Annotated in this window: 21 protein-coding genes; 7 read left to right on the forward strand and 14 right to left on the reverse strand. The window is 71.2% G+C overall.

All coding sequences use genetic code 11. The annotated features are described in order from the left end of the window. Positions 1-22: 22 nt before the first annotated feature. Positions 23-778, forward strand: a complete 756-nt coding sequence (locus ACIA73_RS07545) for a decaprenylphospho-beta-D-erythro-pentofuranosid-2-ulose 2-reductase (RefSeq protein ID WP_399437344.1) — start codon at positions 23-25, stop codon at positions 776-778. 61 nt (positions 779-839) lie between these two features. On the opposite strand, the gene ACIA73_RS07550 is transcribed toward ACIA73_RS07545, so the two are convergent. Beyond that, positions 840-1,421 (reverse strand): 2'-5' RNA ligase family protein, encoded by a 582-nt coding sequence (locus tag ACIA73_RS07550; RefSeq protein WP_399437345.1) that lies wholly within the window; start codon positions 1,419-1,421, stop codon positions 840-842. Positions 1,422-1,593: 172 nt separating this feature from the next. After that, positions 1,594-2,604, reverse strand: coding sequence for a tryptophan--tRNA ligase (trpS, locus tag ACIA73_RS07555; protein WP_399437346.1), 1,011 nt, complete (start codon positions 2,602-2,604; stop codon positions 1,594-1,596). Between the two features lie 94 nt (positions 2,605-2,698). Between trpS and ACIA73_RS07560 the strand changes: the two genes are divergently transcribed. Together ACIA73_RS07560 and rocD are read left to right on the forward strand one after the other, a co-directional pair. Next, positions 2,699-3,382 (forward strand): hypothetical protein, encoded by a 684-nt coding sequence (locus ACIA73_RS07560; RefSeq protein ID WP_399437347.1) that lies wholly within the window; start codon positions 2,699-2,701, stop codon positions 3,380-3,382. A gap of 257 nt (positions 3,383-3,639) precedes the next feature. Beyond that, positions 3,640-4,902, forward strand: a complete 1,263-nt coding sequence (gene rocD, locus ACIA73_RS07565) for an ornithine--oxo-acid transaminase (protein ID WP_399437348.1) — start codon at positions 3,640-3,642, stop codon at positions 4,900-4,902. Between the two features lie 39 nt (positions 4,903-4,941). Here rocD and ACIA73_RS07570 read toward each other — a convergent pair whose 3' ends face one another. Then, positions 4,942-6,132, reverse strand: a complete 1,191-nt coding sequence (locus tag ACIA73_RS07570; protein WP_399437349.1) for a glutathionylspermidine synthase family protein — start codon at positions 6,130-6,132, stop codon at positions 4,942-4,944. A gap of 74 nt (positions 6,133-6,206) precedes the next feature. Continuing rightward, entirely contained in the window at positions 6,207-6,524 is a 318-nt protein-coding gene (locus tag ACIA73_RS07575) for a hypothetical protein (RefSeq protein WP_399437350.1), read from the reverse strand. Between the two features lie 329 nt (positions 6,525-6,853). Here ACIA73_RS07575 and ACIA73_RS07580 point away from each other — a divergent pair, with 329 nt between their 5' ends. Further along, the gene (locus ACIA73_RS07580) at positions 6,854-7,312 is read left to right on the forward strand and encodes an STAS domain-containing protein (protein ID WP_399437351.1); all 459 of its coding nucleotides are present in this window, start codon (positions 6,854-6,856) and stop codon (positions 7,310-7,312) included. A gap of 112 nt (positions 7,313-7,424) precedes the next feature. Here the strand turns inward: ACIA73_RS07580 and ACIA73_RS07585 are convergent, their stop codons facing one another. Continuing rightward, entirely contained in the window at positions 7,425-8,906 is a 1,482-nt protein-coding gene (locus tag ACIA73_RS07585; protein ID WP_399437352.1) for a PLP-dependent aminotransferase family protein, read from the reverse strand. 47 nt (positions 8,907-8,953) lie between these two features. Between ACIA73_RS07585 and ACIA73_RS07590 the strand changes: the two genes are divergently transcribed. Next, entirely contained in the window at positions 8,954-9,454 is a 501-nt protein-coding gene (locus tag ACIA73_RS07590) for a carboxymuconolactone decarboxylase family protein (RefSeq protein WP_399437354.1), read from the forward strand. 87 nt (positions 9,455-9,541) lie between these two features. After that, a complete protein-coding gene (locus tag ACIA73_RS07595; protein WP_399437355.1) occupies positions 9,542-10,213 on the forward strand; it encodes a formylglycine-generating enzyme family protein in 672 nt (223 codons plus the stop codon). A gap of 17 nt (positions 10,214-10,230) precedes the next feature. Here ACIA73_RS07595 and ACIA73_RS07600 read toward each other — a convergent pair whose 3' ends face one another. Both ACIA73_RS07600 and ACIA73_RS07605 read right to left on the reverse strand, forming a co-directional pair. Then, on the reverse strand, positions 10,231-10,410 hold the full coding sequence (locus tag ACIA73_RS07600; protein ID WP_399437356.1) for a DUF397 domain-containing protein: 180 nt from the start codon (positions 10,408-10,410) through the stop codon (positions 10,231-10,233). Between the two features lie 3 nt (positions 10,411-10,413). Then, positions 10,414-11,262: a helix-turn-helix domain-containing protein gene (locus ACIA73_RS07605; protein WP_399437357.1), complete on the reverse strand. Its 849-nt coding sequence runs from the start codon at positions 11,260-11,262 to the stop codon at positions 10,414-10,416. A gap of 231 nt (positions 11,263-11,493) precedes the next feature. On the opposite strand from ACIA73_RS07605, the gene ACIA73_RS07610 reads away from it, so the two are divergent. Further along, positions 11,494-11,922: an ATP-binding protein gene (locus tag ACIA73_RS07610; RefSeq protein ID WP_399437358.1), complete on the forward strand. Its 429-nt coding sequence runs from the start codon at positions 11,494-11,496 to the stop codon at positions 11,920-11,922. A 212-nt stretch (positions 11,923-12,134) separates the two neighbouring features. Here the strand turns inward: ACIA73_RS07610 and ACIA73_RS07615 are convergent, their stop codons facing one another. The 7 genes from ACIA73_RS07615 to ACIA73_RS07645 all read right to left on the reverse strand — a co-directional run bounded on the left by ACIA73_RS07615 (position 12,135) and on the right by ACIA73_RS07645 (position 21,288). Further along, complete coding sequence (locus ACIA73_RS07615; protein WP_399437359.1) at positions 12,135-13,118, reverse strand: ABC transporter substrate-binding protein; 984 nt, start codon at positions 13,116-13,118, stop codon at positions 12,135-12,137. After that, entirely contained in the window at positions 13,115-15,079 is a 1,965-nt protein-coding gene (locus ACIA73_RS07620) for an ABC transporter permease (protein WP_399437361.1), read from the reverse strand. Before ACIA73_RS07620 ends, ACIA73_RS07615 begins: the two co-directional genes overlap by 4 nt. Positions 15,080-15,146: 67 nt before the next feature. Continuing rightward, positions 15,147-16,250, reverse strand: a complete 1,104-nt coding sequence (locus ACIA73_RS07625; RefSeq protein ID WP_399437362.1) for a glycine betaine/L-proline ABC transporter ATP-binding protein — start codon at positions 16,248-16,250, stop codon at positions 15,147-15,149. Next, positions 16,250-17,860: a GMC family oxidoreductase gene (locus ACIA73_RS07630; protein ID WP_399437363.1), complete on the reverse strand. Its 1,611-nt coding sequence runs from the start codon at positions 17,858-17,860 to the stop codon at positions 16,250-16,252. The genes ACIA73_RS07625 and ACIA73_RS07630 overlap by 1 nt, the downstream gene beginning before the upstream one ends. Positions 17,861-18,271: 411 nt before the next feature. Continuing rightward, positions 18,272-19,771 carry an aldehyde dehydrogenase family protein gene (locus ACIA73_RS07635; RefSeq protein WP_399437364.1) on the reverse strand — a complete coding sequence of 500 codons (1,500 nt, stop codon included), beginning with the start codon at positions 19,769-19,771 and terminating at the stop codon, positions 18,272-18,274. A gap of 249 nt (positions 19,772-20,020) precedes the next feature. Beyond that, positions 20,021-20,356 (reverse strand): hypothetical protein, encoded by a 336-nt coding sequence (locus ACIA73_RS07640; RefSeq protein ID WP_399437365.1) that lies wholly within the window; start codon positions 20,354-20,356, stop codon positions 20,021-20,023. A 164-nt stretch (positions 20,357-20,520) separates the two neighbouring features. Beyond that, positions 20,521-21,288 carry a hypothetical protein gene (locus ACIA73_RS07645; RefSeq protein WP_399437366.1) on the reverse strand — a complete coding sequence of 256 codons (768 nt, stop codon included), beginning with the start codon at positions 21,286-21,288 and terminating at the stop codon, positions 20,521-20,523. Between the last annotated feature and the right edge of the window lie 306 nt (positions 21,289-21,594).

Consider the following 21,594-nt stretch of genomic DNA (forward strand, 5'->3'; position numbering starts at 1 on the left):
CCCCTCACCCAGGAGCATTGTCATGAAGGACGCCTTCGGCACCCCGCAGTCCCTGCTCGTCCTCGGCGGTACGTCCGAGATCGCTCTCGCCACCGCCCGCCGCCTGGTCGCCCGCCGCACCCGCACGGTGTGGCTGGCGGGCCGCCCCTCGCCCGCCCTGGACGCGGCGGCCGCCCAGCTGCGCGACCTCGGCGCGGAGGTCCGCACGGTCGCCTTCGACGCACTCGACAGCGGTGCGCACGAGGAGGTGCTCGGCAAGGTCTTCACCGAGGGCGACATCGACATGGTGCTGGTCGCCTTCGGGCTGCTCGGCGACCAGGCCCGCGACGAGGCCGACCCGATGGCGGCGGTACGGGTCGCCCAGACCAACTACACCGGCGCCGTCTCGGCGGGTCTGGTGTGCGCGAACGCCCTCCAGGGGCAGGGGCACGGGTCGCTGGTGGTGCTGTCGTCGGTGGCCGGTGAGCGGGCCCGGCGGGCGGACTTCATCTACGGCTCCAGCAAGGCCGGCCTGGACGCCTTCACCCAGGGCCTGGGCGACGCGCTGCACGGCACCGGGGTGCACGTGATGGTGGTCAGGCCCGGATTCGTACGGACGAAGATGACCGAGGGCCGGGAGGAGTCCCCCCTCGCCACCACCCCGGAGGCGGTCGCCGAGGCGATCGAGGCGGGGCTGCGGCGGCGGGCCGAGGTGGTGTGGGTGCCGGGGGCGCTGCGCGCGGTGATGTCGGCGCTGCGGCACGTGCCGCGGCCGTTGTTCAGGCGGCTGCCGGTCTGAGTGCCGGTATTCCGCCCCCGGTCGGGCGCTCCGCCCCGTACCGCCGGTGCTCCCCGTGCCGCTAGTGCAGGGCGGGGGTGCCCTGCGGCATCCCCTGCGGGGGTACGCCGCCCTCGGTGGCGCCGCCGAAGGCGTAGTCGCGGAGTTTGCGCCAGATGCCGTCGGGGCCCTGCTCGTAGAGGGCGAAGGAGGCGCAGGACCACTGGGCGGCGTACGTGGAGAGTTCCTCGTACGCGCGGTCCATGCCCTCCTCGCTGATGCCGTGGGCGACGGTGACGTGCGGGTGGTACGGGAACTGGAGCTCGCGCACCAGCGGGCCCGACGCGTCCCGGACCCGCTTCTGGAGCCAGGCGCAGGCCGCCGCGCCCTCGACGACCTTCACGAAGACGACCGGGGAGAGCGGGCGGAAGGTGCCGGTGCCGGAGAGCCGCATCGGGAACGGCCGCACCGACCGTGCGAGGGCCGCCAGGTGGGCCTCCACCCCGGGCAGCGCGTCCGCGTCGATCTCGGTCGGCGGCAGCAGCGTGACATGGGTGGGGATGCCGTGAGCGGCAGGGTCCCCGAAGGCCGCGCGCCGCTCCTGGAGCAGGCTGCCGTACGGCTCCGGGACCGCGATCGAAACGCCGAGCGTTACGGTCCCCACGTCCATCTCCTCCGTCGGTGAGTGTTGCTGTCGAAGTGCAGTGTGGCGCGCGCAGGGCCCTCGGGGCCAGAGTCCAAGGTCCGGGGCTCGTGGGACCTGCGCCACCGCACGTGTTCCGGTGACCGGCCGGTGACTCTTGCGTCGACCGGCCGGCGGTTCCCGCGGTGACCGGTCAGTGCTTGGCGGGGAGGAAGCCGATCTTCTCGTAGGCCTGGGCGAGGGTCTCGGCGGCGACCGCGCGGGCCTTCTCGGCGCCCTTGGCGAGGATCGCGTCCAGGGTCTCCGGGTCGTCCAGGTACTGCTGGGTGCGGGTGCGGAACGGGGTCACGAAGTCGACCATGATCTGCGCGAGGTCGGTCTTCAGTGCGCCGTACATCTTGCCCTCGTACTCGGCCTCCAGCTCGGCGATGGACCTGCCGGTGAGGGTGGAGGTGAGGGAGAGCAGATTGGAGACGCCGGGCTTGTTCTCCGGGTCGAACCGGATGACGGTGTCGGTGTCGGTGACCGCGCTCCTGACCTTCTTGGCGGTGACCTTCGGGTCGTCCAGGAGGTTGATCAGGCCCTTCGGCGTGGAGGCCGACTTGCTCATCTTGATCGACGGGTCCTGGAGGTCGTAGATCTTCGCCGTCTCCTTGAGGATGTACGGCGCCGGGACGGTGAAGGTCTCACCGAGGCGGCTGTTGAAGCGCTCGGCGAGGTCACGGGTCAGCTCGATGTGCTGGCGCTGGTCCTCGCCGACCGGGACCTGGTTGGCCTGGTAGAGCAGGATGTCGGCGACCTGGAGGACGGGGTACGTGAAGAGGCCGACGGTCGTCCGGTCGGAGCCCTGCTTGGCGGACTTGTCCTTGAACTGGGTCATCCGGGACGCCTCGCCGAAGCCGGTGAGGCAGTTCATCACCCAGCCGAGCTGGGTGTGCTCGGGGACGTGGCTCTGCACGAAGAGGGTGCAGCGGTCCGGGTCGAGCCCGGCGGCGAGCAGCTGGGCCACCGCGAGGCGGGTGTTGGCACGCAGCTCGGCGGGGTCCTGCGGGATGGTGATGGCGTGCAGGTCCACGACCATGTAGAAGGCGTCGTGCGTCTCCTGGAGGGCCACCCACTGGCGCACCGCGCCGAGGTAGTTGCCGAGGTGGAACGAGCCTGCGGTGGGCTGGATACCGGAAAGCACACGGGGTCGAGAGGCCATGTACGTCATTCTCTCAGGTACGGGACCGGCGCTTCGCCGGGGTCGCCCGCCGGCCGCTGGGGGAACCGTGCGAGGTCGAACGGTACTGCTGGTCATGCTCATGGCACTCACGCTCGCCTTCCCGGGGGCCCCGGGCGCGGCGGCGGACGACCCGCCCGACGTCCTCCTGACGTCTCCCGCCACCGGGCGGACCACCGCCCTCCACTCGACCGCCGCCGAGTACACGCTGCTGCGGACACTGCTGGACGACCCGGCACGGGCCGATCCCGGGGTGGCCGCGGAGCCGGGGCAGGGTCCGCGGCCCTCGCTGGAGGTGGTCATGGGTCTTCAGCAGATCGACGTCGCCTGGCTGGGCGCCGAGCGGCGCCCGTGGATGCTGCACCGGGTGTACGCGGCGGAGGGCAGTCAGCCGTGGGTGCACACCGCTCCCCGGGTCCCCCTGTCCTACAACGGGACCTGGCACCGGCCGGCCCGGCCCGAGCGGCTGATGGACCTGCTGTCGAAGTTCGGTCTGCTGCTGCCGCCGGCCCGCAGCGATCAGGACGGGGAGCCGGTGGTGGCAGGCAGTCCGCCTCCGTCGCCGGTGACGTCCGGCGGCCCGCCGTCCGCCCGGAGTGCCACCGGGGGACGGCTGCCGGACGGCTGGTGGTGGGCGCTGCCGGGGGCCGGGCTGGGGGCCTTGGCTGCGGCACTGTTCCTGCGGCACCGGGCGGGCCGGCGGGGCGGCTCCGGCGACCAGGACCCACCGGGCCCGCGCGGCCGGCTCATCGACCTCTGATCACCGGCCTCCGATCACCGGTCTCCGGTCATCGACCTCTGATCACCGGCCCCTGCTCCCCCTCCTTCGAATCCTTCGAACGAACGGAGGTACGGGCCCGACCGGTATGGGCGGAACTTCTACGACCGGCGGCAAGGTTTCCGCGCCTTCCCCGTGACCGACGATAGAAAGGGGCGCCGTCCGCACCTTCCACCGGACGGACTCCTCCCGGCTTCTCGGCCTCCCGGCTTCCGGGCTTCTCGACGATCGGAGTTCCCGTGTCCACGGATGTCACGACCACCGACAGCGCCACCACCCCCGCCGCGACCGCCGCCGCCCTCGCCTCCGCCGAGGCGCACAGCGCGCACAACTACCACCCGCTGCCCGTGGTGGTCGCCGAGGCCGAGGGCGCCTGGATGACCGATGTGGAGGGCCGTCGCTATCTCGACATGCTCGCCGGGTACTCGGCCCTCAACTTCGGCCACGGCAACCGCCGGCTGATCGACGCGGCCAAGGCCCAGCTGGAGCGGGTGACCCTCACCTCCCGGGCCTTCCACCACGACCGGTTCGCCGCCTTCTGCGCGGAGCTCGCCGAGCTGTGCGGCAAGGAGATGGTGCTGCCGATGAACACCGGCGCTGAGGCCGTCGAGACCGCCGTGAAGACCGCCCGCAAGTGGGGCTACCGGGTCAAGGGCGTGCCGGACGGGCAGGCCCGCATCATCGTCGCGTCCGACAACTTCCACGGACGTACGACCACCATCGTCAGCTTCTCCACCGACCCCGAGGCCCGCGCCGACTACGGGCCCTACACCCCCGGCTTCGACATCGTCCCGTACGGCGACCTGGCCGCCCTCGAAGCGGCGATGACCGACGAGACGGTCGCCGTACTGCTGGAGCCCATCCAGGGTGAGGCGGGGGTGCTGGTTCCGCCGCCCGGATACCTCACCGGCGTACGGGAGCTGACCCGCGAGCGGAACGTCCTGTTCATCGCGGACGAGATCCAGTCCGGGCTCGGCCGCACCGGCCGGACCTTCGCCTGCGAGCACGAGGGCGTGGTCCCCGATGTGTACGTCCTGGGCAAGGCGCTCGGCGGCGGGGTGGTGCCGGTGTCCGCGGTGGTCGCGTCGGCGGACGTGCTCGGGGTGTTCAAACCCGGCGAGCACGGGTCCACCTTCGGCGGGAACCCGCTCGCCTGCGCGGTCGCGCTCGAAGTGATCGCGATGCTGCGCGGCGGCGAGTACCAGCAGCGCGCAGACGAACTGGGCGAGCATCTGCACCACGAGCTGAACCTGCTGGTCGGCGAGGGCGCGGTGCGGGCGGTGCGCGGGCGCGGGCTGTGGGCGGGCGTGGACATCGACCCGGCGCTCGGCACCGGCCGGGAGATCTCGGAGAAGCTCATGGAGCGCGGGGTGCTGGTGAAGGACACCCACGGGTCGACCATCCGGATCGCCCCGCCGCTGGTGATCAGCAAGGAGGACCTGGACTGGGGTCTGGAGCAGCTCCGCGACGTACTCGGCGCCCGGGACGTACCCGGCGCATGAGACGCACCCGGCACACCTGCCGCACCCGGCACGCAGTCGCTAGCGGATCACGTGCGGCAGGAAGCGGGCGTACTCGTCCGTGACCGGGCCGGACGATTCCCGGATGCCCAGCCCCGCCGCCTCGTCCTCGACGACCCAGGCGCCCAGCACCGTGCGGTTGCCGTCGAAGTCGGGCAGCGGGGCCAGCTCCTGGTAGCAGACCGGGTCGTCACCGGGGGCGGGCGGCTCGGAACCCGCCTCGTGGAGGGTCACCCCGGCGCCCTCGCGGCCGAGCAGCGGCTTGGCGACGTAACCGGGACCGCCGTCGGCGGCCAGTTCGCGCGGGCCGTCGAGGTAGGAGGCGAGGAGGTTGGGGTGGCCGGGGTAGAGCTCCCAGAGGATGGCGAGCAGGGCCTTGTTGGAGAGGAGCATCTTCCAGGCGGGCTCGATCCAGCAGGTGGTGCCGGTGCCGCCGCCGTTGTCCAGGGTGGACAGCACATGCGGGCCGAAGCGGTCGGTGGCCAGCCACTCCCAGGGGTAGAGCTTGAAGCAGCTGCGGATGAAGCGCAGCTTCTCGTCGACGAAGCGGCGCGAGAGCCGGTCCCAGCCGATCTGCTCGACCGAGAGCGCCTCGGTGCGGATCCCGGCCTGCTCGGCGGTCTCCCGGAGGTAGGCGACCGTCATCAGGTCCTCGCCCAGCTCGTCACCGTCGGAGTGGGCGAAGTGCAGCGGGCCCGGCGGGAGCAGCCTGGCCTGCTTCTTCCAGGCGTCGACCAGGCGCTCGTGGAGTGAGTTCCACTGGTCGGCGCCGGGGAACAGCTCCTCCATCCAGAACCACTGCGGGCTGGCCGCCTCGACCAGCGAGGTGGGGGTGTCGGCGTTGTACTCCAACATCTTCGCCGGGCCGCTGCCGTCGTAGCGCAGGTCGAACCGGCCGTACAGGGAGGGGAGTTCGGCCCGCCGCCGCCATGACTCGGCGATCAGTTTGACCAGCTTCGGATCGGTGATCCCCAGATCCGCGAAACGGTCCTCGGCCACGATGTGCCCGGCTGCCGCCAGGCACATCCCGTGCAGTTCCTCGACGACCTCTTCGAGCGCCTCGACCTCGGGCAGCGTGAAGGAGTAGTACGCGCTCTCGTCCCAGTACGGGCGCAGCGAGTCGTCGGGGTAGCGGGTCAGCGGGTAGATGACCCCCTGCTCCTCGACGATCCGCTGCCAGTCGGGGCGGGGGTCGATGGTGTGGCGCTTCATGATCCGTGGGACCCGTTCTGTTTCGGCCTGGCCGGTCGGTTCAGCCGGCCGTCACCGGGCCGGCCGTCAACGCGTCAGCCGCCGCTGGAGCCGGAGCAGCCGAATCCGCCGCGGTCGACCGCCTGCTTGTCGAAGCTGCCGCCGGAGACGCGCTTGTTGGAGGAGCTGCCGCCGTAGTAGTAGACGCCGTGGTGCGAACTGCTGCTTCCGCTGCTGCCGCCGCCGTCATCGTCGTCGTCTTCGCACTCGTAGGTGGGCAGCTCTTCCTGGGTGACCGGGTCCACGCACCGCCTGTCCGGTTCGGAGCTGCAGGCGGACAGCGTCAGGGCCAGCATTCCCATGCCGCCGAGCACCACTGTGCTGGACCTCAGTTTGCGCGGTCGCGCTGCCATGGCCGGCCACTCCCCCGTACTAGCACTGCTTACTCACTCCGGACCGTCGACAGACTAGAGGCCCACCCGGCCCAGAGGAACTCCGGAGAGAGCCCGAAGGGCGAGCGCGTACCAAGTGGGTGGATTTGCCCGCAGGGAGCGCTTACCCAGGGGATGGTTTATTCTTCATCTATGCGCGGGAGTTTCACCCCGCCTCCCCATACCGCCCCGGCCGGCCTCCCCCGTCCGGCCGGGGCTTCTGCTCTCCCCCGGGCCGCGCGGGTTCGCGCGGCCGGGTGATCCCTCGGCACGGGCAGTGCCCGAGCGGGCCGGGGCTCGTTGCAGACGGCGTGAACACCACCGCAGGCCCCTCTCACATACTGCCGACGTCGATCCCGATCTCGTTCCGCACCTGTCGCGCCCTGCCGGGCCGTGGCACCGCACGTCCGCAGTTCTCGAAAACGCCGCAGTTCCCGAAAACGCCGCAGTCGCACCAGTCGCCGCCCGTGATCGCTTCCTGCCGCGCCGAGGGCACCACCCTCAAGGTCGCCGTCCAGGGTGAGATCGACCACTTCTCGGCGGCCCCGCTGAGCGCGATGCTCGCCTCGGCGGCCGCGTTCGGACACACCCGTCTGGTGGTCGACGCGTCCCGGGTCACCTTCTGCGACTCCGGCTTCCTCAACGCGCTGCTGGCCTGGCGGCGCGGAGGCCGACGGCTGATCCTGGCCGCCACGTCGGCCGCCGTACGACGGCTGCTGGCCGCCAGCCGGAGCGGGAGACTGCTGGCCCGGGAGTCACTGAGGCCCTAGCCCAGGAGCTGAGGCCCTGGTCCGGACACGGCGTGTCCGCTTCTCCGGCCCCCTGTTCCGTACGAAGGCGTACGGGGCGGGGGGCCGGCCCACGTCCGGGGCCCCCCGCCCCTTACGACAGCGACCGGATCAGCGCCCGCAGCGTCGGCGCCCACGCGCTGTCCGTCGGCGTCGCGTACCCGACCATCAGGCCGTCCCTGCCCTCGCCCGGCGCGTCCGGGTGACGGTAGCGGGAGAGGCCCTCGACCGCGAGGCCCTGCCAGTGGGCGGCGCGTATCACCGACCGCTCGGTGCCCGGCGGGAGTTCGAGGATGGCGTGCAGTCCGGCGGCGATGCCGGTGACCTTCACCTGCGGGGCGTGTGCGGCGAGGGCGGCCATCAGGTCGTCGCGCCGGCGGCGGTAGCGCAGCCGTACCGCCCGTACATGACGGTCGTACGCCCCCGAGTCGATGAACTCCGCGAGCGCCAGCTGCTCCAGCGCACTGGAGGTGCCCTCGTGCGGCGAGAGCATCCCCACCAGTTCCTCCGGCAGCACCGCCCACGACAGCCGCAGCCCCGGGGCCAGACTCTTGCTGGCCGTCCCGAGGTAGACGACCCGCTCCGGGTCCAGCCCCTGGAGCGCGCCGACCGGCTGCCTGTCGTACCGGAACTCGCCGTCGTAGTCGTCCTCCAGCACCACCCCGCCCGTCCGCCGCGCCCAGTCGACGACGGCGCTGCGCCGGTCCGGGTGCAGGGCCGCCCCGGTCGGGAACTGGTGCGCGGCCGTCAACAGGACCGCCCCCACACCGGCCATCCCGTCCAACTCCCCGACCCTGGCGCCCAGTTCGTCGAGCCCGAGCGGCGGAATCCGCAGTCCGGCCGACCGGAAGCACTCCCAGTGGTGGTCCAGCCCGTACGACTCGACGGCGACGGCCCTGGCCGCCGGGGTACGGGCGCGGAGGGCACGGGCCAGGAAGGTCAGCGCGCTGACGTAACCGGACCGGATGACGATGCGCTCCGGGTCGGCGTGCACGCCGCGCGCCCGCGCCAGGTACTCGGCGAGGACGCCGCGCAGCTCGGGCCGGCCGCGCGGGTCGCTGTACCCGAAGGCCTCGTACGGGGCGGCGGTGAGCGCCTTCCGGTAGGCCTTGAGCCATTCGGGGCACGGAAAGGAGGAGAGCTCCGGGGTGCCCGGGAAGAGGCTGAGTGCGGGGCGGGTGGCCGGGCGGCGGGCGGGGTGCGCGGGCTTTCCGGGTTTGCGGGTGACGGCGGCGGCCCGGTCGGCCACCCGGGTCCCCGAGCCCTGGCGGGCGGTGAGCCAGCCCTCCGCGACGAGTTCCGCGTAGGCGTCGGCGACCGTGTTACGGGCGATGCCCAGGTCGGCGGCGAGGGTACGGGAGGAGGGCAGCCGGGTCCCGGGAGCGAGGCGGCCGGTGCGGACGGCCTCGCGCAGGGCGTCACGCAGACCGGTACGCAGGCCGGACCGTGCCCGTGCTCCCGCCCCCGTCCCTGCCCGAACCCCTGCCTCACTCCCTGGTTCCGCACCGGTCCCGTGGAGGTCCAGGTGCAGGTCGGCGCCGACTTCGGCCTTGAAATTGGCCCAGGAATCCGTCACGGGAATGGACCATACCGCTGGTCCTTCACCCCCGTAGCGTCAATGTCATGACGACCAACGAGAACACCCCCGCCACCACCGTCCCCGAGCACACCCCCCGGATGAACTGGTCCGAGCACGCCCCCGAGGTCTTCAAGGCGATGCTCCAGCTGGAGAAGGCCACCCGGAAGCACCTCGACCCGGTGATCGCCGAACTGGTCAAGATCCGCGCCTCGCAGCTCAACCACTGCGCGTTCTGCCTGGACATGCACACCAAGGACGCACTCGCGGCGGGCGAGAGCGTGGAGCGGATCATTCAGCTGTCCGCCTGGGAGGAGTCGCAGCACTTCTACACGGCGAAGGAGATCGCGGCGATCGAGCTCGCCGAGGCCATCACCGTGCTGACCGACGGCTTCGTCCCCGACGAGACGTACGAGAAGGCCGCCAAGCAATTCGACGAGGTCGAGCTGGCCCACCTGATCGCCGCCATCAACACCATCAACGTCTGGAACCGCTTCGCCGTCTCCACCCGCATGGTCCCGGGGCACTACGTGGCGGGCTCCCACTGACCAAGTGCGGAAGCTCCGGTGGCTGCGGAAGTGCGCGAGCCGCACCTCCGCACTCACCCCGCCGGCCCTCGCTAGAGTGCCTTGATCATGGACGTAATGACGGGCGACGAGATGATCGCCGTACCGCCGGGGCAGGTGACGCTGTCGGACCGGCGGACGCAGCGCAGTTGGTCCGTCGAGCTCGCGGCCTACCGGATCGGGGCGGTGCCGGTCACCCAGGCGTGGTACGCCGAGGTCACCGGTGAGCGGCCGAGCGCCGCCGGGGGAGACCGGCTGCCCGTGGAGAGCGTCTCGTGGTGGGACGCCGTACGGTTCTGCAACTCCCTTTCCCGGGATGCCGGGTTGACGCCCGCGTACCACGTGGGCGCCGACGACGACGGCGTCGAGTGGGACACCTCCGCCGACGGGTACCGGCTGCCGACCGAGGCCGAGTGGGAGTACGCGTGCCGCGCCGGTACGGCCGGGCCGCAGTACGCGCCCCTCGACGAGATCGCCTGGTACCGCGACAACTCGCAGGAGCGCGTCCACCCCGTGGGCGGCAAACTCCCCAACGCATGGGGCGCCCACGACATGCTCGGCAACGTCTGGGACTGGTGCTGGGACGTCTACGACGCCGAGGTCTACGGCAGCTACCGGGTACTGCGCGGCGGCGGCTGGTTCGACGAACACTGGAGCTGCCGGGCCTCTGCACGCCGCCGCAGCCACCCGACGTTCCGGGTCGACGACGTGGGGTTCCGCGTCGCACGTTCCGTCGCGTGAGACTCGCGCGAGGAGGCTCAGCCGGCGTCGGCGCGCACCTGACGCAGGAGTGCGGCGAGGGCGGATCCGGTCGTGGCGAGGACCTGGGCGGGCTCGTCGCTCTCGCGGAGGAGGAGGGCGTGCCCCTCGGGGGCTATTTCCACGCACGAACCGCCGTCCGAGCCGTTGGAGTAGGAGGACTTCTGCCACTGGGTCATGTCTCAGATTTCCTTCGCCAGACGATGGATGTAGTCCCGCGACCGGCTGGGATCGAGCGCGGCGGACGTCACCTTCTCGAAGATCGACCGCAACAACCGGAGCTGCGCGACGGAATCCACGCAGACCCCACCGCTCACGGTGTCCATGTGCACGGTGTCCAGCGCAGGTACGGAACCACCTGCATACATCATCGTCGTGCCCGCTCCGGCGAAGTTGTCCACGTCGAAGGGGATGACGCGGACCGTCACATCGGGCTTCACCGAGTGCACGAGAATTCGGTCGAGTTGAGCCCGGGCAACACGCCTGTCCGCGACGCGCGTACGCAGCACCGACTCGTGCAGCACCGCTTCATACGGCATCGGCTCCGCACGATCGAGGAGCGCTGCACGGCGCATACGGTGCGCCACCCGCGGCTCCAGTTCACTGCTCGGCAGCTCGGGACGCCAGTACGTGAAGACCGCTCGCGCGTAGTCCTCCGACTGAAGCAGCCCCGGTACGTGGTCGGTACCCACCTCCCGGATGAAGCGGGCGTGGTGCTCAAGCTCCGACAGGTCGAGGAACGCCACCGGCAGTACGCCGCGATACTCCTCCCACCAGCCGCGCGTGCGGTCCGTCGCCATGACCGCGAGCGCATCGATCAACTCCGCGTCCGCACAGGAGTAATGAGCAGCCAGTCTCCGCACGCGGGCCTCGCTCACACCCGCGACCCCCGACTCGATCTGGCTCATCATCACCGAGCTCGAACCCAGTAGCCCCGCAGCCTCGCGTGCGGTCAGGTCGGCCGCCTCACGCAACCTGCGGAGCTCGCGCCCCACCCGTTCCTGCCGAGCCGTTGGCTGCTTGCGCGGCATCCTCAACCCTTCTCACCCGTACGGAAGTTGTCACCGATTCGGGTGCAAGATTACGGCAATGGGTTGCGCCATACTAAATTTAGTATCTACCGTCAGTGACGCGTCGCACACGCAGTGAGTCCAGGGATTCCGGAAGTGCACCGTCCCGTCATGCCATGACGGGGACGCCAATGCCACCGCCCAACGGACCGCCGCGCAGTCCAACTCATTTTCCAAAAACCGGAGTTGACCATGCTGCGAATCGAGCCCAACCCTGCCCCCGACCACACCTGGGAGTACGCCCTGTACATCCCCCACGACCCCCGCGCCGTCACCGTCAGCCGCCGCACCCTCCGCCTGATCCTCACCCTGCACGGCCTCGCCCACCTCGCGGACCTGGCGGAACTCCTCGCCACCGAGCTGATCAGCAACGCCGTACGCCACACCAAGGGCCCCGCCGCACTCCGGGTCCGATGTACCGGAGACATCCTGCGCATCGGCGCCTGGGACGCCGACCCGACCCCGCCCGCTCCCCCACTCCGCACCGCGACGGAGGACGCCGAGGAGGGCCGGGGGCTCGCCCTCGTGCGGAGCTGCGCCGACGGCTGGGGCTGGCATCCGCTGACCAGCAGCGGCGACGGCGGCAAGTACGTGTGGTGCGAGCTGGCCGCAGCCGCCTGACCCCCGTCAGCCGTACGCGAGTGGCCCAGCGCGTGGCGGTGGCGCGGACCGGAGCCTCGGTGACGTGCGGGCCAGTGAGGTCGGGCCACGCCCACTGCCGGGGCTCGGGTTGGTGGTGCGAAGCCCTCGTGTGCACGACCGCGCCGGGCCCGACGGAGTGGTTCGTTCCGTCGGGCCCGGCGCGTTGGTGCGGAGTCGGTGAGGGCGAGCGCCTACTTGGGCAGCCACGCCTTCCAGGTCTTCTCGTTGTCCGCGACCCACTTCTCGGCGGCCGCTTCGGGGGAGAGTTTCTGGTCGGCGATCATCAGGGAGACCTTGTTCTGCTGGTCGGCGTTCCAGTTGAAGTTCTTGAGGAAGGTGGCCGCCTTGCCGCCCTTCTTGGCGAACTTGGCGTTCATGAACTTCATCAGGGGGGTGGTGGGGTACTCGCAGTCGATGGCCTCGGGGGCCTTGGCCGCGCACTCGTCGGAGTACTTGGGAAGTTTGACCTCGACCATGGGGACCTGCTCGAACAGCCACTGGGGCTTGTACCAGTAGGTGAGGAAGGGCTTCTTCTCCTTGGCGAAGCGCTGGATCTGGGTGATCTGGGCGGCTTCGGAGCCGGAGAAGACGACCTGGTAGTCCAGTTTGAGGTTGTTGACGAGGGCCTTGTCGTTGGTGACGTAGGACGGGGAGCCGTCCAGGAGTTGGCCCTTGCCGCCGCTCTCGGGGGTCTTGAACTCGTCGGCGTACTTGTTGAGGTTGCGCCAGTCGGTGACGTCCGGGTGCTTGTCGGCGAAGTACTTGGGGACGAACCAGCCGATGTGGCCGATGACGCCGACCTCGCCCGCGGGGACGATGGTCTTCTTGTCGTCGACGTAGAGCTTCTCCTGGTCGGGGTGGCCCCAGTCCTCCATGATCATGTCGACCCGGCCCTGGCTGAGCGCGTCCCAGGCGGGGACCTCGTCGACCTGGATGGTGTCGACGCGGTAGCCGAGTTCGCGCTCCAGGATGATCTTGGCGACGGCCACGTCCGCCTGGGCGCCGACCCAGGACTGGACGGAGAGGGTGACGGTCTTCGCGCCCTCGGCGTTGGCGTACGGGGAGGCCTGCTGGGTCATGTCGGCCGCCCCGCAGCCGGTGAGTCCGGTGAGGAGCAGGGCGCTCGCGCCGAGTGCGGTGGCGGACTTGAGTGCCGTACGGCGGGAGATGTTCACGCGTCCTCCTTGCGGGCGGCCTGCGAGGGCTGCGTAACACGGTCGAGCATCAGGCCGAGGCAGACGATCGCGGCACCTGCGACGAGACCGGTGGCCAGGTCGCCCTGGGCGAGGCCGAAGACGACGTCGTAACCGAGGGCGCCACCGCCGACCAGGCCGCCGATGATGACGACGGCGAGGACCAGGACGACGCCCTGGTTGACGGCGAGCAGCAGGGAGGGCCTGGCCAGCGGGAGTTGGACCTGGCGGAGTTGCTGACCGCTGGTGGCACCGAGGGAGCGGGCCGATTCGAGGGCGGCCGGGCTGACCTGCTGGAGGCCCTGGGTGGTGATGCGGACGACGGCGGGGAGGGCGTAGACCACGGCTGCCGCCGCGGCCGGGGCGCGGCCGACGCCGAAGAGGGCGACGACGGGGATGAGGTAGACGAATTGCGGCATCGTCTGCATCACGTCGAGGACCGGGCGCAGGACGCGCTCCAGGCGGGTGCTGCGGGCGGCGCCGACGGCGATCGCGAAGCCGAGGACGAGGGTGAGCGCGACGGCCGCGAGGACCTGGGAGAGCGTGTCCATGGACGGCTTCCAGACGCCGAGCACACCGATGGCGGCCATGGCGAGGGTGGCCGTGAGGGCCGACTTCCAGGTGCCGATCAGCCAGGCGAGGGCGGCGACCAGGAGGAGTACGGCGTACCAGGGCAGGCTCTGGAGGCCGGAGCGGACCGGGTCGAGGATGAAGGTGGTGAAGTGACCGGCCCAGTCCGCGGTGCCGCCGATGACGGGGACGCCGGAGTAGAGGTGGTCGGTCATCCAGGCGACGGCCTTGTTGACGGTGGGGGCGATCTCGATGGACCAGGAGGAGGGCCACAGGAGGGCGTCCGTGAGGCGGGTGGCGACGGCGACGGCCGCTACGGCGAGTGCGCCGAGGGCGGCGGGGAGCCAGGAACGGTTCGGCTCGCGGTCGCCCGCGCCGGCGGCGGCGGTGACGCGGTCGAGGACGATCGCGATCAGCACGATGGGCAGACCGGCTGCCAGCGCCTGGCCGACGTCGACGGAGGCGAGCGCCTGGTAGACGCGGTCACCGAGCCCCGCGGCACCGATGACGGAGGCGATGACGGCCATCGAGAGGGCCATCATGATCGTCTGGTTGAGGCCGAGCAGGAGCTGCTTGCGGGCCAGCGGCAGGCGGGCGGTGAGGAGGCGCTGGGGCGCTGTGGCACCCAGGGACTCGACCGCTTCGAGTACGCCCTTGTCGGCGCCGCGCAGTCCGAGGGCCGTGAGGCGGGCCATCGGCGGGGCGGCGTAGACGACCGTCGCCAGGACGGCCGCCGGGACGCCGATGCCGAAGATCAGGACCACGGGCAGCAGGTACGCGAAGGCCGGGAGCACCTGCATGGTGTCCAGGACCGGGCGCAGGATGCGGAACGTGCGGTCCGAGAGGCCCGCGGCGAGGCCGAGGAGCGCACCGAGGACGACGGAGGCGCCGACGGCGACGGCCATCAGGGCCAGGGTCTGCATGGTCGGCACCCACATGCCGAGGAGCCCGCAGGTGGCGAGGGCGGCGACGGTGCCGGCGGCCAGCTTCACGCCGGCGGCGCGCCAGGCGACGAGGGCTGCCAGGGCGGTGGTGCCGGCCCAGCCGAGGGCGAGCAGAACCAGGTAGACGGCTCGCACCGAGAGGACGACCGCGTTGGAGATGTGGCCGAAGAAGTAGAGGAAGAGGGGGTGGCCGTCGCGGTTGTCGATGATCCAGTCGCTGACCTTGCCGAGGGGTTCGGCGAGGTCCACGGTGAGTGCGGCCGGCCAGGTTCCGCTTGCCCAGCGGGAGTGGGCGAGGGGGATGAGGACGGCGGCGAGGAGGACGAGGGCGGTGAGTTTGAGGAGGGCGGGGCGGCGGGTGAGGCGCTCGCGCCAACTGGACCGGCCGTCCAGGGAATTGGCGTTCGCGGTGGCGGTCACGGCGGTCATGCGGCGACCACCTTGCCCGTGCTGCTGACTGTCTTGCCCGTGCTGCGGACCGTACTGACGTACCTCATCAGGCGGTCACCGCCGACGACGTACCGGCAACCACGTTCAGGAGGCACTCACGGTCGACGATGCCGAGGAGTTTGCCGTCCCGCATGACGCGGGCCTTGGGTTCGCCGGTGCGGGCGAGGGCTTCGATGGCCTCGGAGACGACGGCGTCGGGGGCGACCGCGGGGCCGGATTCGGCGTCGCCCGCCTCGGGGGTGCGCATCGCGGAGGCGACGGTCAGGACCTGCTCGCGGGGGACGTCGCGGACGAAGTCACGGACGTACTCGTCGGCGGGTGAGCCGACGATCTCCTCGGGCGTGCCCAGCTGGACTATCTCGCCGTCGCGCATCAGGGCGATGCGGTCGCCGAGGCGCAGGGCCTCGCTGAGGTCGTGGGTGATGAAGACCATGGTGCGGCCCTCCTCGCGGTGCAGGCGGATGACTTCTTCCTGCATGTCGCGGCGGATGAGCGGGTCCAGCGCGCTGAACGGCTCGTCGAAGAGGAGGACGGAGGGGTCGACGGCGAGTGCGCGGGCCAGGCCGACGCGCTGCTGCTGGCCGCCGGAGAGCTGGCCGGGGCGGCGGTCCTCCAGTCCGTCGAGGCCGACCTTGGCGACGACCTCGGCGGCCTTCGCACGGCGTTCGGCCTTGCCCATGCCCTGGACTTCGAGGCCGTACGCCACGTTGTCGAGAACGCTGCGGTGCGGCAGCAGGCCGAAGTGCTGGAAGACCATCGCGGCGCGGTGGCGGCGCAGTTCACGCAGCCGGGACTTGTCCATGGCGAGGACGTCCTCGCCGTCGATGGCGAGGCTGCCGGAGGTCGGCTCGATCAGCCGGGTCAGGCAGCGGACCAGGGTGGACTTGCCGGAGCCGGAGAGGCCCATCACGACGAAGACCTCGCCCTTGCGGACGTCGAAGGACACATCGCGGACGGCGGCCGTGCAGCCGGTGCGCGCACGGAGTTCGGGGACGGAGAGCGCGGTGAGCTCCGGGTCACCGGGGATCTTCTCGGCCTTGGGGCCGAAGACCTTCCAGAGGTTCTTGACGGAGAACACCGGCGGGGTGGACGAGGCGGAGGAGGGCTTGCTCGCCTCGGCCTCGGTCTTCACATCGGTCGTCGTACTCATTACGCGGCACCTCCGGAAATGGTCGGTTGCTGCTGCGTCAGCAGCTCTGCGCACTTCTCGCCGACCATGAGGACGCCGATCATCGGGTTCACGGCGGTCATGGTCGGGAACACGGAGGCGTCCGCGATGCGGATGCCGTCCAGGCCCTTGATCTTCAAGTCGGGGGTGACGACCGCGAGCCGGTCGTCGGCGGCGCCCATCCGGCAGGTCCCGGCCGGGTGGTACACGGTGTGGGCGACCTTGCGGGCGTACTCGCTGATGTCCTCGTCCGAGGTCACCTCGGGGCCCGGGCAGACCTCGCGCTTGAGCCAGCCGGCCAGCGGCTCGGACTTGGCTATCTCGCGGGCGATCTTGATGCCGTCGACCAGGGTGCGGCCGTCGTAGTCGTCCTCGTCGGTGAAGTACCGGAAGTCGAGGGCGGGCTTCACGGCCGGGTCGGCGCTGGTGAGGAAGAGGCGGCCGCGGCTGCGGGGCTTGGGGATGTTGGGGGTCATCGACACGCCGTGCGCGGGGCGTTCGTAGCCGAGGCGCTCGGGGTTGTCGGTGAACGGGATTTGGTAGAAGTGGAACATCAGGTCGGGGCCCGCGTGCTCCGGGTCCCGTTTCACGAAGAGGCCCGCGTCGGAGTCCATCGCCGAGTTCTCGGGGATCGGCCCGTGGGTCTCCCAGACGATGACCGACTCGGGGTGGTCGAGGAGGTTCTCGCCGACGCCGGGGAGGTCGACGGCGACGGGTATACCGAGGGCTTCGAGGTCGGCGGCCGGGCCTATGCCGGAATGCATGAGCAGGCGCGGGGTGTCCACGGCGCCGGCGCAGACGAGCACCTCGCGGGTGGCGCGGACGAGGACTTCCTGGCCGTCCTTGGTGCGGACGTGGACGCCGCGGGCACGGGTGCCGGTACCGGTACCGGCTCCTCCCTCTTCCAGCTCCAGCTTGTGTGCCCAGGTCTCCAGCATGATGTGGAGGTTGGGGCGGTCCAGGAACGGGTGGAGGTACGCCACCGACGCGGACGAACGCTTGTTGTTCTCCGGGTGGTAGGCCAGGTCGAAGAAGCCGACACCGTCCTCGAAGGGCTTGCGGTTGAAGCCCTCCACGCGCGGGACGTCGAGGGTCGCGAGGGCGGCGTCCACGAAGTCGCGGGCGATGGCGTTGCGGTCCTTCTCGTCGACCGGGACGACGTTGTTGCGGAGCTTGGAGAAGTACGGGTCCATGGCCGACGCGCCCCAGCCCGTGGCGCCGTTGGCCTCCCACTCGTCCCAGTCGGACGGCAGGGGCTTGAAGGCGATCAGGGTGTTGTGCGAGGAGCAGCCGCCGAGTACGCGGGCGCGGCTGTGGCGGATGTGGGAGTTGCCGCGGGGCTGCTCGGTGGTGGGGTAGTCGTAGTCGAGCTCGCCGCCGAGGAGGCCCATCCAGCGGCGCAGGGTGAGGACTTCGGGGCGGTCGATGTCCGAGGGCCCGCCCTCGATGACGGCCACCTTGACGGTGGGGTCCTCGGTGAGGCGCGAGGCGATGACGGATCCGGCGGTGCCACCGCCGACGACTACGTAGTCGTACTCGTGAACGTGCTCGTGGACGTGCTCGCCTACGCGGTCGTGTACGTGGTCGGACATGGATGCTGCTCCTGTTCGTGTACTTGGAAGGTGCTGCGCGTAATGGGGTTGTGGGGGGGGCGGTGGCGGTGAGGGTGCGACTCCGTCGGGGGGCCGCCCCCTTGCCCGCCCGTCCCGCCCCGGGGGGCGGCCCCGCCGCCCAAGGGAGCGACGGCACAGCGGGAGGGGCGGCCGGAGGCCGCATTCAGGGGCGCGGGGAACTGCGCGAGCAACCACGACGCTCCCGCACCACCCCACCCCGCCCCAGCGGGCCCGCCCCCCGGGGGCCCGGGGGCAACGCCCCCGGTTTCGGGAAGGGGCGGGGTGGGGAATGGCCCCGCGCAGCGGCACCACACCCAAGTCCGGCACCACCCCGAGCACCACGCCCAAGTCCGGCACCACCCCGGGCCGGCCGCCCAGGGCCAGGGCCCATTACCCCGCGAACCACCGCACCGCCCGCGGCGCCAAGTTCTCGTAGACGTGCTTCGACTCGCGGTACTCCGCCAGCCCTGCCGGCCCGAGCTCCCGGCCGATGCCGGACTTCCCGAAGCCGCCCCATTCCGCCTGCGGAAGGTAGGGGTGGAAGTCGTTGATCCACACCGTCCCGTGCCGCAGCCTGGCCGCGACCCTCCGTGCCCGACCCGTGTCCGCGGACCAGACACCCCCCGCCAGGCCGTACTCGGTGTCATTGGCGAGGGCGATCGCCTCCGCCTCCGTCGTGAAGGTCTCCACGGTGAGGATCGGCCCGAACGTCTCCTCCCGGACGACCCGCATCTCACGGTGGCAGCCGTCCAGCACCGTCGGGCGGTAGAAGTAGCCCTCGTAGCCCGGCCCTTCGGGACGCGTGCCGCCCGCCCGCAGCACCGCCCCCTCCTCCAGCGCGGCGGCGACGTAGTACTCCGTCTTCTCCAACTGCTGCGCGGAGACCAGCGGTCCGCACTCGACACCCTTCCCGGTGCCCCGCCCGATCCGTATCTTCTCGGCCCGGCGCGCGAGTTCGGCCACGAAGCGTTCGCGGACCGACTCCTCCACGATCAGGCGCGAGCCTGCCGAGCAGACCTGCCCGCTGTGGATGAAGGCCGCGTTCAGCGCCTGGTCGACGGCGGTGTCGAAGCCCTCCTCGGTGGCGCAGGCGTCGGCGAACACCACATTGGGGTTCTTGCCGCCCAGCTCCAGGGCCACCTTCTTGACCGTCTCGGCGGCCGCCTGCATCACCTTCGTACCGCTGAGCAGGCCACCCGTGAAGGAGACCAGGTCGACGTCGGGGTGCTCGGACATCCGGGCGCCGACGGAGGCCCCGGGTCCGGTGACAACGTTGGCGACCCCCTCGGGCAGCCCCGCCTCGACCAGCAGCGCGATCAGCGCGACCGTGGTCATCGGCGTGATCTCACTCGGCTTGACCACGAAGGTGTTGCCCGCCGCGAGGGCCGGTGCGATCTTCCAACTCGCTTGCAGCAGCGGGTAGTTCCACGGCGTGATGAGCGCGCAGACACCCACCGGCTCGTGCACCACGATGGAGTGGATCTCCGGCGAACCGGCGTCCACCACCCGGCCGCCACTCTCGTTCATGACGAGGTCCGCGAAGTAGCGGAAGGCGTCGGTGACGCAGTCGATGTCGACGCGCCCCTCCTCCACCGTCTTGCCGGCGTCCTGCGCCTCCAGGCGGCCGAGGTCCTCGCGGTCACGCTGGAGGAGGTCGGCCACCCGGCGCAGCAGGGCGGCCCGCTCCGCGGTGGGGGTCTGCGGCCAGGCGCCCTGCCCGCCGTCGAACGCCCGGTGCGCGGCGGCCACGGCTGCGTCGACGTCTTCGGCCCCACCCTCGGACACCACGGCGAACGGCTTGGCGTCCGCCGGGTCGAGGATGTCGCGCGTGGCGCCGGAGATGGCTGCCTGCCACACCCCGCCCACATGGATGGTCTTTTCAGCCGACACGTCGTTTTTGCCTTCCGTTACCGATTTGTTCCCTGCCAGCGGAACTGGCGGCAGGACCCCTCCCCCGGGGCTCGGAAAGCATGCCGATTACGTCACCGAAAGTGCCATGAGTCACTTACAGCAAGGACATAAGGCCTGATCGGGGCCGATATGAACCCAGAGCCCATCCAGAGCCCGTCCAGACCCTGATCAGAGCCCGATCAGAGCCCGATCAGAGTTCGTCCAGAGCCTGTGTCCCGGCGCAGGGCCTCAGCGCGGGGTAACGGCCGCCGCTTCCTTGGTGAGGGCCACCGCCTGGACCAGGCTCAGTCCGGGCTCGGCCTTGCGGAGCGCCCTGACGGCGACGACCGAATCGGCCTTGACCTCGGTCCCGGCCGCTTCGATACGTTCCCGGGCCCAGTGGCCGCGAAGCTCGGCGGGGGCAGGGGCGGGGGCGGCCTCGACCAGCGCCACGGCCCGCTCCAGACCGGGACGCTCGGCGTCGTCGGCGGTGGCGAGGGCGGTGCGGAGGACGTCGAGGAGCTCGGGCCGGTCGCTCAGCGCGACGAGAAGGGTTTCGGGCCGGCTGCGGAAGATGCTTGCCATGGGGGGCTCCCGGGTGTGGGCGGCAAAGGCTGCTGCGTACGGCCCCCAGCCTGCCAGGGGGCACCCCCGCACCGCCCGGGACTTGATCAATTTCTGAGGTACGGGGAAGAGGTACGGGGGCAGGGGCGGCGCATCAGCTGCCCCTGCCCCCGTACCTCCGCCGGTCAGGACGTCCCGTCCCCCGGCGGCGCGAAGTGATCCAGCGCCGTGAGCAGCCGGTCGCGCTGGGCCGGCCACTCCTCGGCCGGGCCGCCGCCCAGGAACGCGTAGTGCCTGCCGTCCGAGGCGAGGAACACCCGCTCGACCATCCGCATCAGCCGCCCCAGTTCCTTGTGGCGGAACTCGTACACCAGCTCCGCGCTCTCGGAGAGCCGCTCCCCGGGCAGGGAGGTCAGCGAGACCTGCCGGAAGCCCTGCTTGCCCCGGTTGTCGAACACGGTCCGCTCCAGCGCCTGCCGGGAGGTGTACTCGGTCTCCCCGATCGGCCACACCTGGACGAGGTGCAGGTCGAGGGGTTCCCCGGGCGGGCGGAAGTACGTCACCGTGGGCTTCTCCTCCTCCCCGCGCCACCCGTCCGGCACGGCGAGAGCCATCCCGGAAGAGGTCTGGGCCAGGGCGAACCCGGACGGCGGCGAACCGGCGGGAGCGGGCGAGGAACCCCCTTCCGTGCCGGTGTCCGTGTCCGTCGGTACGTCTGTCGGTACGTCCGTCGGTACGTCCGTCGGCGCGTCCGTGGGGACGCCGGACACCCCGTCCGTCGACGTCTGCGTCGGTACGCCGGTGGAGGTACCCGGCACCCCCGGCAACGGAATCACCGCAGGCGAACTCGCCGCCGTGGAAGGCGACTTGCCCACACCCTCGTGCAGGAACCAGGCCGTACCCCCGCCCACCAGCAGCGCCCCGACCACCACCCCGACCCCGACCGGCGTCACCCGGGCCAGCACTCCCCCGCGCCCCGGCTCGGACCGCGAAGCCCTGTCAGGCCCGACCGGACCACCCGGCCCCACCGGACCCGTCGGCGCCACCGGCACAGTCGGCGCCCCCGGGTGGACGGGCCCGCCCGTCACCGTCGGCATCGGAGGCGGAAGCGGAGGCAGGGGCGACCGGTCGCCGGAGGGCTCGTGGAACGAGTCGGCATAGGGACCGGGATACGGATTCGCATAGGGATCCGCGTACGGATACACAGCGGGGTACGGGTCCACGGAGGTCTCCCCAGGCCCTCCGGGCACCCCCGGCTC

This window comes from Streptomyces sp. NPDC051561 (assembly GCF_044454195.1).
In the GTDB taxonomy this organism is placed as follows: Bacteria; Actinomycetota; Actinomycetes; order Streptomycetales; family Streptomycetaceae; genus Streptomyces.

Bases quoted from the DNA above. Each gene is read 5' to 3' on its own strand.
- ACIA73_RS07640 (WP_399437365.1), bottom strand. From the start codon at position 20,356: ATGGCAAGCATCTTCCGCAGCCGGCCCGAAACCCTTCTCGTCGCGCTG.
- trpS (WP_399437346.1), bottom strand. From the start codon at position 2,604: ATGGCCTCTCGACCCCGTGTGCTTTCCGGTATCCAGCCCACCGCAGGC.
- ACIA73_RS07545 (WP_399437344.1), top strand. From the start codon at position 23: ATGAAGGACGCCTTCGGCACCCCGCAGTCCCTGCTCGTCCTCGGCGGT.
- ACIA73_RS07625 (WP_399437362.1), bottom strand. From the start codon at position 16,250: ATGAGTACGACGACCGATGTGAAGACCGAGGCCGAGGCGAGCAAGCCC.
- ACIA73_RS07575 (WP_399437350.1), bottom strand. From the start codon at position 6,524: ATGGCAGCGCGACCGCGCAAACTGAGGTCCAGCACAGTGGTGCTCGGC.
- ACIA73_RS07600 (WP_399437356.1), bottom strand. From the start codon at position 10,410: ATGACCCAGTGGCAGAAGTCCTCCTACTCCAACGGCTCGGACGGCGGT.
- ACIA73_RS07620 (WP_399437361.1), bottom strand. From the start codon at position 15,079: ATGACCGCCGTGACCGCCACCGCGAACGCCAATTCCCTGGACGGCCGG.
- ACIA73_RS07560 (WP_399437347.1), top strand. From the start codon at position 2,699: ATGCTCATGGCACTCACGCTCGCCTTCCCGGGGGCCCCGGGCGCGGCG.
- ACIA73_RS07610 (WP_399437358.1), top strand. From the start codon at position 11,494: ATGCTGCGAATCGAGCCCAACCCTGCCCCCGACCACACCTGGGAGTAC.
- ACIA73_RS07570 (WP_399437349.1), bottom strand. From the start codon at position 6,132: ATGAAGCGCCACACCATCGACCCCCGCCCCGACTGGCAGCGGATCGTC.
- ACIA73_RS07605 (WP_399437357.1), bottom strand. From the start codon at position 11,262: ATGCCGCGCAAGCAGCCAACGGCTCGGCAGGAACGGGTGGGGCGCGAG.
- ACIA73_RS07590 (WP_399437354.1), top strand. From the start codon at position 8,954: ATGACGACCAACGAGAACACCCCCGCCACCACCGTCCCCGAGCACACC.
- ACIA73_RS07595 (WP_399437355.1), top strand. From the start codon at position 9,542: ATGGACGTAATGACGGGCGACGAGATGATCGCCGTACCGCCGGGGCAG.
- ACIA73_RS07630 (WP_399437363.1), bottom strand. From the start codon at position 17,860: ATGTCCGACCACGTACACGACCGCGTAGGCGAGCACGTCCACGAGCAC.